The sequence below is a fragment of the Micromonospora sp. URMC 106 genome, from assembly GCF_051386395.1.
GTDB lineage: Bacteria > Actinomycetota > Actinomycetes > Mycobacteriales > Micromonosporaceae > Micromonospora.
This window is the reverse complement of sequence record NZ_JBPQTP010000167.1, coordinates 1-9,959: the sequence shown is the minus strand read 5'-3', so window position 1 is coordinate 9,959 and position 9,959 is coordinate 1. Positions and strand designations below refer to the sequence as shown.

The 9,959-nt window shown below is 74.8% G+C and carries 13 protein-coding genes and 1 pseudogene; 10 read left to right on the top strand and 4 right to left on the bottom strand.

Annotation, left to right across the window (positions count from 1 at the left end; genetic code table 11):
• The 3 genes and pseudogenes from ACSNOB_RS30415 to ACSNOB_RS30405 all read right to left on the bottom strand — a co-directional run.
• A pseudogene (locus ACSNOB_RS30415) lies at positions 1-394 on the bottom strand (ATP-binding protein); the annotation flags it as partial.
• A gap of 49 nt (positions 395-443) precedes the next feature.
• Positions 444-806: a hypothetical protein gene (locus ACSNOB_RS30410; RefSeq protein WP_088976442.1), complete on the bottom strand. Its 363-nt coding sequence runs from the start codon at positions 804-806 to the stop codon at positions 444-446.
• Between the two features lie 13 nt (positions 807-819).
• On the bottom strand, positions 820-1,134 hold the full coding sequence (locus ACSNOB_RS30405) for a hypothetical protein (RefSeq protein ID WP_091101477.1): 315 nt from the start codon (positions 1,132-1,134) through the stop codon (positions 820-822).
• 343 nt (positions 1,135-1,477) lie between these two features.
• Here ACSNOB_RS30405 and folP point away from each other — a divergent pair, with 343 nt between their 5' ends.
• From folP to ACSNOB_RS30370, 7 genes are all read left to right on the top strand, one after another.
• Positions 1,478-2,389: a dihydropteroate synthase gene (gene folP, locus ACSNOB_RS30400; protein ID WP_436690695.1), complete on the top strand. Its 912-nt coding sequence runs from the start codon at positions 1,478-1,480 to the stop codon at positions 2,387-2,389.
• Complete coding sequence (folB, locus tag ACSNOB_RS30395) at positions 2,386-2,751, top strand: dihydroneopterin aldolase (RefSeq protein WP_393111390.1); 366 nt, start codon at positions 2,386-2,388, stop codon at positions 2,749-2,751. The genes folP and folB overlap by 4 nt, the downstream gene beginning before the upstream one ends.
• Entirely contained in the window at positions 2,748-3,272 is a 525-nt protein-coding gene (gene folK, locus ACSNOB_RS30390; protein WP_393111388.1) for a 2-amino-4-hydroxy-6-hydroxymethyldihydropteridine diphosphokinase, read from the top strand. Before folB ends, folK begins: the two co-directional genes overlap by 4 nt.
• Positions 3,273-3,291: 19 nt before the next feature.
• On the top strand, positions 3,292-3,834 hold the full coding sequence (locus tag ACSNOB_RS30385) for a DUF3180 domain-containing protein (RefSeq protein ID WP_436690692.1): 543 nt from the start codon (positions 3,292-3,294) through the stop codon (positions 3,832-3,834).
• A gap of 119 nt (positions 3,835-3,953) precedes the next feature.
• Entirely contained in the window at positions 3,954-5,168 is a 1,215-nt protein-coding gene (locus tag ACSNOB_RS30380) for an ABC transporter permease (protein WP_436690690.1), read from the top strand.
• Positions 5,169-5,246: 78 nt separating this feature from the next.
• Positions 5,247-5,561, top strand: a complete 315-nt coding sequence (locus tag ACSNOB_RS30375) for a hypothetical protein (protein ID WP_436690688.1) — start codon at positions 5,247-5,249, stop codon at positions 5,559-5,561.
• A 60-nt stretch (positions 5,562-5,621) separates the two neighbouring features.
• Positions 5,622-6,119, top strand: a complete 498-nt coding sequence (locus ACSNOB_RS30370) for a hypothetical protein (protein ID WP_393111380.1) — start codon at positions 5,622-5,624, stop codon at positions 6,117-6,119.
• Between the two features lie 94 nt (positions 6,120-6,213).
• Here the strand turns inward: ACSNOB_RS30370 and ACSNOB_RS30365 are convergent, their stop codons facing one another.
• Positions 6,214-7,215, bottom strand: a complete 1,002-nt coding sequence (locus tag ACSNOB_RS30365; RefSeq protein WP_436690686.1) for an ABC transporter ATP-binding protein — start codon at positions 7,213-7,215, stop codon at positions 6,214-6,216.
• 2 nt (positions 7,216-7,217) lie between these two features.
• On the opposite strand from ACSNOB_RS30365, the gene ACSNOB_RS30360 reads away from it, so the two are divergent.
• From ACSNOB_RS30360 to ACSNOB_RS30350, 3 genes are all read left to right on the top strand, one after another.
• Positions 7,218-7,904 carry an ABC transporter permease gene (locus ACSNOB_RS30360; RefSeq protein ID WP_393111376.1) on the top strand — a complete coding sequence of 229 codons (687 nt, stop codon included), beginning with the start codon at positions 7,218-7,220 and terminating at the stop codon, positions 7,902-7,904.
• A 55-nt stretch (positions 7,905-7,959) separates the two neighbouring features.
• Positions 7,960-8,682: an ABC transporter permease gene (locus tag ACSNOB_RS30355; protein WP_436690683.1), complete on the top strand. Its 723-nt coding sequence runs from the start codon at positions 7,960-7,962 to the stop codon at positions 8,680-8,682.
• A gap of 228 nt (positions 8,683-8,910) precedes the next feature.
• The gene (locus tag ACSNOB_RS30350; RefSeq protein ID WP_436690681.1) at positions 8,911-9,915 is read left to right on the top strand and encodes a glycine betaine ABC transporter substrate-binding protein; all 1,005 of its coding nucleotides are present in this window, start codon (positions 8,911-8,913) and stop codon (positions 9,913-9,915) included.
• Positions 9,916-9,959 lie beyond the last annotated feature (44 nt).

Genomic DNA, 9,959 nt, shown 5'->3' with positions numbered 1-9,959 from the left:
ACGAGGTCGTCCGCGACCAGGCGCTCGTGACCTCCCCCGGGCCCGGCGGGGGCGGGGCGACCGGCTGCTGCGGGATGGCCGGCTGCTCCCGCCCGGTGACCTGCTGCGGCGGCCGGGCGCCGGGGCGCGTCCCGGCGAACAGGTCGAGGAAGGGCGAGTCGATGTCGGCGGTGTCGGTGACCGGCCCCGGATCGGCCTGCGGCGCCCGGCGCTGCACCGGGCGGGGCGCCTGGAAGACGCCGACCCCGCCGTGCCCGGGGGTGGTCACGAGCGCCTGGTCGCGGACGACCTCGTCCACCTCGGGGCCTTCCGCGTAGTCGAACGACCGCGCACGGTTACCGTGCGGGGCGGCCGGGCGCCCGGCCGGGGAACCCGGCGTGGAAGAGCGACTCATGCGACCGCCTCACCCGCGTCGTTCGACTGCCTGATCGGCGTACGCCCGGTCATGCCAGTTCCTCCCGGATCCTGATCCGGCTGCCGACCAGGCGGGGGTCCCGCTGCTCGGCGGCCGGCTCCCGGGTCCGTCGCCAGTCGGTCAGCGCGGTGCGGATCACCATGCGCGCCGGCCGGTCCGGGTCGACGTACCGGAAGATGAACGAGGTGGTCACGATGGCGAGCGCGATCTCCCAGGCCGGGAAGAGCTCGACCTGCAACGTGAACAACCAGTGGATGAACATGTAGAGGGGGACGAGCAGCATGAACAGCCCGTACTGGGCGTAGGGCAGGTGGACCGGAAGGGTGTAGCCGGGCGGCCCGAGGTAGACCAGGCGAGCCCGGTAGATGTCATCGTCGGTGCGCAGCCGCATCTCGTGCCCGCGCCTATTCGAAGATCAGGTCGATCAGGTAGTCGCCGATGAAGAAGAGCGTGGCGGCTCCGGCGATGAAGGCGAGCCCGACGATCGCGATGGCCGAGCTGGTCAGCACCTTCGAGATCTCGCCCCGGCTGGCCCGGCCGATGAAGATGACCCCCAGCACGGCCAGCAGGATCGGGGCGATCTTGCTGGCGAAGAACGTGACGACACCCTCGGTGTCGATGCCCTTCGGCGCCGGCTCGGCGAGTGGAGTCGACGCCAGGGTGGAGAGCGTGTGGGCGGCGGCGGACGTCACCGTCTCCATCAGCTCGATGGCGATCACTGGAACCTCCCCAAGTCGCGGCCGGCGGTGCCGCGGTGGTGCAGTAGGCATGCCTGGCGGGAATGCTGGTCACTGGGCGTAGCGTCGGCGACCCTGCGTTCGTTACCCACCACGGAGGGTGGTGAGCTTTGGACGGATTTTCCCGCTTCGGCCCTCCCTCCAGGCTTCGCCATCTCGATGCCGGGCAATTCCAAAGCGTACGGGCAGGCACTCTTTGCGACAAGCCGCGAAGAGTCTGCCCGATCCGGCCCGGACGACCGATCGTACACCCGTTCGAATGCGCATGTCACCGCCCTCGACCCGGCCCCTCCGGGGCGCTCCGGGCGACCGGTACCGTCTAGTCGTGACCGATCTGGTACGGGCCTCGACCCCGGTGGTGATGGGCGTCCTCAACGTCACGCCCGACTCCTTCTCCGACGGCGGACGGTACGCCGACCTCGCCGCCGCCGTCGGACACGGCGTGCGCCTGCGGGCCGACGGCGCGCATCTGGTGGACGTCGGCGGCGAGTCCACCCGGCCCGGCTCCGACCGGGTCGACGCGGAGACCGAGACGGCCCGGGTGCTGCCGGTCGTCCGGGAGCTGGCCGCCGCCGGCGTGCCGGTCAGCATCGACACCACCCGCGCGCGGGTCGCCGAGGCGGCCCTCGCCGCCGGGGCGGCCGTGGTCAACGACGTCTCCGGTGGCCTCGCCGACCCCGACATGGCCCGCGTGGTCCGGGACGCCGGCTGCCCCTGGGTGCTCATGCACTGGCGGGGCCACGCCCGCGAGATGGGCGAGCTGGCCCGCTACACCGACGTGGTCGCCGACGTCCGCGCCGAGCTGGGCCGGCGCATCGACGAGGCGCTGCGGGCCGGGGTCGCCGCCGACCGGATCGTGATCGACCCCGGGCTCGGCTTCGCGAAGACGGCCGCGCACAACTGGGAGCTGAGCGCCCGCCTGCCCGAGCTGCTGAACCTCGGCTTCCCGCTGCTCTTCGCGTCCAGCCGCAAGGCGTACCTGGGCAGGCTGCTGGCCGGCCCCGACGGCGCCCCCCGGCCGACGGACGGCCGGGACGTGGCCACCGTCGCCACCAGCCTGCTCGCGGTGGCCGCCGGCGCCTGGGGCGTCCGCGTGCACGACGTGCGCGCCACCGTCGACGCCCTCGCCGTCTGGCGGGCGACGGGCGCGCCCCGCCTGGCGCCCGCGACCACCGGCGCGGCCCACGCGGGCGCCGGCCGGGCGGACAGCACCGCCGACCACGGAGGAGACCGATGACCGACCGCATCGAGCTGACCGGCCTGCGGGCGCACGGCCGGCATGGGGTGTACGACTTCGAACGCGCCCAGGGCCAGGACTTCGTCGTCGACGCCGTCCTGGAGATGGACCTGGGCCCGGCGGCGCGCTCCGACGAGGTGACCGACACCGTCCACTACGGCGAGTTGGCCGAGCGCCTGGTCGCCGTCGTCACCGGCGAGCCGGTCAACCTGATCGAGACGCTCGCCGACCGGCTGCTGGCCGTCTGCCTGGCCGACCCCCGGGTCGAGGCCGCCACGGTCACCGTGCACAAGCCGGAGGCGCCCGTCCCGCACACCTTCACCGACGTGGCCGTCACGATGACCCGGCGGCGGGACCGGTGACCCGCGCCGTCCTCTCCCTCGGCAGCAATCTCGGTGACCGGCTGGCGCACCTGCGCTCGGCCGTGTCGGCGTTCGGCGACGACGTGCTCCTGGTCTCCGGCGTCTACGAGACTCCACCGTGGGGGGACGCGGACCAGCCGGCGTACCTCAACGCGGTGCTGCTCGCCGAGGACCCGGCCGCGACGCCGCGCGACTGGCTGGAGCGCGCCCGGGCCGCGGAGCGCGCCGCCGGGCGGACCCGCGACCCGGAGCGGCGCTTCGGGCCGCGCACCCTGGACGTCGACGTCATCGCCGTCTGGTCCGACGACGAGCCGGTGCTCAGCGACGACCCCGAGCTCACCCTGCCGCACCCCCGGGCGCACCTGCGGGCCTTCGTGCTGCGGCCGTGGATCGACATCCAGCCGTACGGCCGGCTGCCCGGGCACGGTTGGCTGACCGACCTGCTCAACACCGGCCCGGCGGCCGCCGACGCCCTGGATCTGCGCCCCCGGCCGGATCTGGCGATAGAGTCGACGGCATGACCCAGTGGAGCCGGCCGGCATGACGCAGGCGCGATCCCCACGCCCGGGCGGGACGGGTCCCGACCGGTCCCGGATGGGCCCGACCCGGATCTCCACCCTGGTGGTGGCCGGCCTCGCCGCCGCCGCGGTGGCCTGGCTGCTGATCAGCACCCTCTACTACGACTACCTGCCCGACCTGCCCTGGCTGCCGGTGGTCACCCTGGCCACGCTCGCCGTGCTGGAGGCGTACGCGGCGGTCAACACCCGGGGGCGGATCGAGCGCCGACCGGGCCGCGAACCGGTCAACCCGCTGCTGGTCGCCCGCTTCGTGGTGCTGGCCAAGGCGTCCTCGCTGGCCGGTGCCATCTTCGCCGGCTTCTACGCCGGGCTGACCGGCTGGCTCTTCGTCGAGCGCACGGACGCCGCCATGGACGACCGGCCGATCGCCGGCGCCGGCCTGCTCGCCGGGTTGGCCCTGGTGGCGGCGGCGCTCTGGCTGGAGCGCTCCTGCCGCGTACCGGAGCAGGAGGACGACGAGGACCGCGAGCCCGGCGACCGGGAGAACCGCCCCGGCCCGCGCTGACGCCGGGGGTTACGCCCGGCCTCCCGCACGGGTACGGTGCCTGCGACCGGAGAGCAACGGCCGCCCCGGCCCGCCGGCGCGTCGGACCTGGACGAGCGGCCATGTGGGAGGCGGCGGTTATGGGGTACGACGAACCGGGGCGCGACTCGTCCGCCGAGCCCTCGTCCGGCATCCCCGCCGCCGTCCTGGAGAACGTCTTCGACGACCCGGCGCACGGGGAACCCGGCCGGGACCGGTTCGCCGTCCACGTCGTCTGGGAGTTGCTGCTCCTCACCACGTTGGCCGTCGGGACGTTCCTGCTCTGGCGGGAGAGCCCGGACGCGCTGCGCGGGGCCGGGCTGCGCTCGCTGCTGCTCGACGCGGTCGTGCTCGGGCTGCTGGCGCTGGCCGCCGGGTTGAGCCTGCGCACCGCCGCGGTGAACCTGGCGGTCGGCCCGGTGGCGGTCGCCGCCGCGCTGCACGTCGCCGAGCAGGGCGACCGGGGCGTCACGGCGGCCGCCGGGCCGGCCGTCGCGGTCGCCGCGCTGGGCGGGCTGGCCCTGGCGCTGGCCGTGGTGGTGCTGCACGTCCCCGGCTGGGCCGCCAGCCTCGCCGGCGCGGCGGGGGTGATCGTGTACGTGGAGCAGCGCTCCGCGCCGGTCCTGCCGCAGGGTGACTACGACCCCGGACGCGGCGCGCTGCACCTCTTCGCCGGGTTCGCGGCGGTCGCCGTGCTCGGCGGGTTGTTCGGGGCGGTGCGGGCGATCCGCCGGCTGCTCGGCCGGTTCCGTCCGGTCGCCGACCCGGCCCGCCGCCGCGGCGTCGTGGCGGCCGTGGTCACCTCGGGCGCGCTCGTCGGCTCCACGGTGCTCGCCGCGCTCGCCGGCATGCTCACCGCCTCCCGCGCCACCGGGCCCGTCGCGCCCGACGCCGGGCTGGACTGGACGGTGCTGGCGGTCGGCATGGCGCTGCTCGCCGGCACCAGCGCGTACGGCCGGCGGGCCGGCGTGTTCGGCACCCTGCTGGCGGTCTGCCTGGTCGCGGTCCTCCTCGCGTACGCGCAGGCCCGGGGCTGGACGGTGAGCCGGTGGGCGGTCGGCGCGGCGGCGCTCGGCGCCGGGTTGCTGGCCACCCGCCTGGTCGAGGCGTACGGGCGGCCGACGGCCGGGGCGGCGGCGGAACCGGTCCCGGTCGGCGACAGCCGGATCGGCACGGGCTGGACGGCGCCCCGGCCCGACCCGGTCGGTGACTGGCCGCCCGCCCTGCCGGCGCAGTCCACCGAGAGCCCGGTGGACCCGTGGAACGTGCCGCAGTGGGAGACGGGGCCACGCCGGTGGGACAGCGGCGACCGGTGAGCCGGCGCGACCGGAGCCGGGTCGCGGGGTGCCGCGTCCACCCGGCCGGGAGTGATCTCGCCGGTTAGGCTCGGCGGCATGACCGACACACCATCGGGCTCCGCCGGCCCGTCGTTCGACGAGCTCGACGCGCTCTCCACAGAGGAGCTGCGGGAGCGGGCCTTCGCGGTCGCCCGGGAGCGCCGCGACGTGGGCTTCTTCTGGTCGGTGCTGCGGCACCTGCCGAACGCGGACGAGGCCGCCGCCCTGGACGGCGCGCCCAACTCGGTCGGGCCGACGATCGACGAGGCCGCGGCGCTGTGGCGGGAGCTGACCGGGCACGGCTACGAGGAGTCGGCGCCGCTGCTGCGGGCCGCCTTCATCGACTACCTGACGAAGCACCCGCGGAGGTGACGGCGGCCGGCGGCTCCGGGCAGGTTTGCCCCCCGAGGTCCGCCGGGAACTGATCCGATCATGGCGCTCACCAACCCGCCGCGTGCCGGCGGCCGTTACGGGACGGCGGCGGGCACGGGCGCGCTCGCCGCGCTCCTGCTGGTCGCGGTCTGCGGCAGCCCGGCGTACGTCGGCTGGGCCGCGGGCACCGACCCCAACTCCGCCGGCGGCTGGTTCCTGCAGCTGCTCGCCTGGCCGGCCTGGCGACTCGACGGCGACGGGGCGGCCGGTGGCCTGCTCACCTCGAACCTGCGAGCCGTCCTGCTGGTGATCCTCGCGGCGGTCTTCCTCTACCTGCTGCCCGCCTCGCAGGTGGCGCGGGTGCAGGGGTCGGCGAGCCAGTTCTTCTCCGGCTGGGCCGCGTACGTGCTGGCCAGCGGCTTCGCCTCGCTGCTCGCCGCCTTCCTCGGCCCCGACCCGGCGCTGCTCACCGCCGTCCAGTCGGCCGGCGCCGGCGCGACGTACGGCTTCCTCTCCGGCTGGATCATCGGCACGGCCAGCCTCGGCGGCCGCGCGTGACGCCGCCCGCCCCGCGAGGTTTCCGGCCGGGCCCTCGCCGGTGACCTGAACCCGCCGACGCCGGCCGACCCGGTCGGCGCCGCGGCCGTCGCGGTCAGCTGTCGGGCCGGCCGAGTTCGAGCAGCCGCGTCCGGCTGAGCACGCCCACCGGCCGCCCCTCGTCGGTCACCACCACCCGGTCCGCGGCCGAGGTCAGCAGCGCCCCCAGGGCGTCGTACGCCGAACCGCCCAGCGGCACCGTCGGCAGGTCCGCCACCCCGGTCGCGGGCAGCGGTTCGACGGCCTCGCCGGTGAGCGGGGTGACCGCCAGCCGGCGGATGCCCCGGTCGGCGCCGACGAACTCGCGGACGAAGGGCGTGGCCGGCGCGCCGAGCACGGCGGCCGGGGTGTCGTACTGCTCCAGGCGGCCACCCTCGGAGAGCACCGCGATCCGGTCGCCCAGCCGCACCGCCTCGTCCAGGTCGTGGGTGACCAGCACGATCGTCTTGCGCACCTCGGCCTGCAGCCGGAGGAACTCCTCCTGCAGCCGGGTCCGGGCGATCGGGTCGACGGCCGAGAACGGCTCGTCCATCAACAGCACCACCGGGTCGGCGGCGAGGGCCCGGGCCACCCCGACCCGCTGTCGCTGCCCGCCGGAGAGTTCGTGCGGGTAGCGGCGGCCGAACGTCGCCGGGTCGAGCCCCACCAGCTCCAGCAGCTCCTCGACGCGGCGGCGGCTGCGCTCGCGGGGCCAGCCTAGCAGCCGGGGCACGGTGGCGACGTTGACGCTGACCGTCTGGTGCGGAAAGAGCCCGACGTTCTGGATCACGTAGCCGATCCGGCGGCGCAGGCGGACGGGGTCCACGCGGGTCACGTCCTCGCCGTCGAGCAGGATGCGCCCGCCGGTCGGCTCGATCAGCCGGTTGACCATCCGCAGCACCGTGGACTTGCCGCAGCCCGACGGTCCGATGAGCACCACCAGCTCGCCCGCCTTGATGTCCAGGCTCAGCTCGCGTACGGCCTCGGTGCCGTCCGGATAGCGCTTGTGGATGCCCTCCAGCGCGATCGACGCCGCGCGCGGCCCGTCGTGACCCGTGGTTGCCGGGGTAACGTCCACCCATGTCCTTCCGCCTGAGCTACCGGGCCGACCCGGGTAACCCGTGGTTCTCCTGGCAGTACGTGCGGGACAACTCTGACACGATCCTCGCCGCCGTGCGGGAGCACGCCTCGCTGACGGTGCGCGCGGTGCTGATCGCCGCCCTGATCGCCCTGCCGCTGGCCGTGGCCGCGTACTGGTTCCGCTCGCTGGCCGGGCCGGTGCTGGCCCTCACCGGCGTGCTCTACACGGTCCCGTCGCTGGCGCTGTTCGCGTTCATCGCGCCCTACCTGGGCATCGGCGCGGTGACGGTGCTCAGCGTGGTGGTCCTCTACGCGCTGCTGGTGATCGTCCGCAACGCCGTCGCCGGGCTCAACCAGGTGCCCCCCGAGGTCCGCGAGGCGGCCGAGGGGATGGGGTACGGCCGCTGGGGCCGGCTGTTCCGGGTCGAGCTGCCGCTGGCGCTGCCGGGCATCCTCACCGGGCTGCGGCTGGCCACGGTCTCCACGGTGGCCCTGGTGACCGTGGGTGTGGTGATCGGGCGGGGCGGGCTCGGGCAGCTGATCTTCGCCGGTTTCCAGAACAACTTCTACAAGGCGCAGATCATGACGGGGACCCTGCTCTGCGTCCTGCTCGCCCTGGTGCTCGACCTGATCCTGGCCGGCGTGGGCCGGCTGTTGACCCCGTGGCTGCGGAGAAGGACGGCGTGAGCGTGAGGGATGCGGCGCGGCGGAGTGGCGCGGTCGCGAACGGAAGGCGAGCCCGATGAACCCCGTCGAGGCGGCGCTGGTCTGGCTCAACGACCCGCTGAACTGGACCAACCCGGGCGGGATCCTGGACCGGCTCGGCGAGCACCTGTCGATGTCGGCGGCGGCGGTGGCGCTGGGCTGCCTGGTCGCCTGGCCGATCGGGCTCTGGCTCGGGCACATGGGTCGGGGCGGCGGCCTGGTGGTGCTGGTGTCGAACATCACGCTCGCGGTGCCGACGCTGGCCCTGCTCACCATCCTGCCGCTGACCTTCCTCGGCTTCGGCCGGCCGTCGGTGGTGGTCGCGCTGGCGGTCTTCGCGGTGCCGCCGCTGCTGGCCAACGCGTACACGGGGGTGCGGCAGGCCGATCCGGAGGCCCGGGACGCGGCCCGCGGGATGGGCTTCTCCGGGTGGCAACTGCTGCGCCGGGTCGAGCTGCCGCTGGCGGTGCCCTACCTGGCGGCCGGGTTCCGGACCGCGGCGGTGCAGGTGGTGGCCACCGCCGCGCTGGCCTCCTTCGTCAACGGCGGCGGCCTCGGCCAGATCATCCGCGCCGGCTTCGGGCTGGACATCGCCGCCGGCGGCGGTCAGATCCTCGCGGGCGGCGTCCTGGTGGCCGGGCTGGCCGTCCTGGTCGAGCTGGTGCTGGCGCTGGTCGAGCGGCTGGTCACCCCGCGCCCGCTGCGCGTCACCCGGCGCCGGGCCCGCAGACGGGCGGCGGACGCGCTGGCCGGGGGCTGACGCCGTCCGCTGCCGGGAACGCGCCGGGGCGGCTGACGGCCGGTGACGATCCGATGACAAAGCCCTCCCCGGGTTGTCGGACCCACGTGGAGGATGTTGGGTGGAAGATCGCGGGCGGCCGGACAGCGGATCGCTCGCGGGACACAACGGGCGACCGGACAGCGGATCGCCCGTCGGACACGCGGCCGGCCCGGAAGGGTCGCGCCGGGACACGGAAGGCGGGCACTGATGCGCGCACGTACACGCCTGGCGGTCGGTGCGGTGGGAGCCCTCGCCGCGGCGGGGCTGCTGACCGGCTGCGGCGACGCCGGCTCCTCCGGCACGGAGGGCCCGGAGCCGGCGGCCTCGGGGGCCGGCTGCGCCCCGGTCGCCGGTGACCAGCTCGTCGTCCTCGACGACGACAAGAAGCTCCAGAACACCGACAACGTCATTCCGGCGGTCAACGCCAAGGCCGCCAACCCGCAGCTGATCGCGGCGCTCGACAAGGTGTCGGCGGCGCTCGACACGCCGAAGCTGATCCAGCTCAACAAGGCCGTCGACGTGGACCGCAAGACCGCGGAGAAGGCGGCCGAGGAGTTCGCGGCGGCCAACAACGTCACTGCGGGCATCGCGAAGGGGCCCGGCGGGCGGATCGTGATCGGCGCGGCCAACTTCACGGAGAACCAGATCCTCGCCGAGCTCTACAAGATCGCGCTGACCGCCGCCGGCTACGAGGCCAAGGTGCAACAGATCGGCAATCGCGAGCTCTACGAGCCGGCCCTGGAGAAGGGTGAGATCCAGGTCGTCCCGGAGTACGCGGCGACCATGGCCGAGTTCCTGAACACCAAGACCAACGGCAAGGACGCCCAGCCGGTGTCCTCGCCGGAGCTGGACAAGACCGTCGCCGCGCTCAAGGCGGCCGGCGACAAGGCGGGCATCGTCTTCGGCGCGCCCGCCGCGGCGCAGGACCAGAACGCCTTCGCCGTGACCAAGGCGTTCGCCGACAAGTACGGCGTGCGCACCCTCTCCGAGCTGGCCGCCAAGTGCTCCGGTCAGGCCACTGTGCTGGCCGGGCCGCCGGAGTGCCCGCAGCGGCCGAAGTGCCAGGCCGGGCTGGTCCAGGTCTACGACTTCAAGGCCGGCTCGTTCAGCTCGCTGGACCAGGGCGGCCCGCAGACCAAGAACGCCCTGAAGACCGGCGCCGCGAGCGTCGGCCTGGTCTTCTCCTCGGACGGCGCGCTGGCCACCGGCTGATCGCCGGCCGGTCGCCCCCGCCGACAAGCGCAATCCACCGCTGC

What these genes read in the sequence shown, in the direction of transcription:
- folB (WP_393111390.1), top strand. Translation starts at nt 2,386, where the DNA reads ATGACCGACCGCATCGAGCTGACCGGCCTGCGGGCGCACGGCCGGCAT.
- ACSNOB_RS30350 (WP_436690681.1), top strand. Translation starts at nt 8,911, where the DNA reads ATGCGCGCACGTACACGCCTGGCGGTCGGTGCGGTGGGAGCCCTCGCC.
- ACSNOB_RS30380 (WP_436690690.1), top strand. Translation starts at nt 3,954, where the DNA reads ATGGGGTACGACGAACCGGGGCGCGACTCGTCCGCCGAGCCCTCGTCC.
- ACSNOB_RS30375 (WP_436690688.1), top strand. Translation starts at nt 5,247, where the DNA reads ATGACCGACACACCATCGGGCTCCGCCGGCCCGTCGTTCGACGAGCTC.
- ACSNOB_RS30360 (WP_393111376.1), top strand. Translation starts at nt 7,218, where the DNA reads ATGTCCTTCCGCCTGAGCTACCGGGCCGACCCGGGTAACCCGTGGTTC.
- ACSNOB_RS30370 (WP_393111380.1), top strand. Translation starts at nt 5,622, where the DNA reads ATGGCGCTCACCAACCCGCCGCGTGCCGGCGGCCGTTACGGGACGGCG.
- ACSNOB_RS30355 (WP_436690683.1), top strand. Translation starts at nt 7,960, where the DNA reads ATGAACCCCGTCGAGGCGGCGCTGGTCTGGCTCAACGACCCGCTGAAC.
- ACSNOB_RS30410 (WP_088976442.1), bottom strand. Translation starts at nt 806, where the DNA reads ATGCGGCTGCGCACCGACGATGACATCTACCGGGCTCGCCTGGTCTAC.
- ACSNOB_RS30385 (WP_436690692.1), top strand. Translation starts at nt 3,292, where the DNA reads ATGACGCAGGCGCGATCCCCACGCCCGGGCGGGACGGGTCCCGACCGG.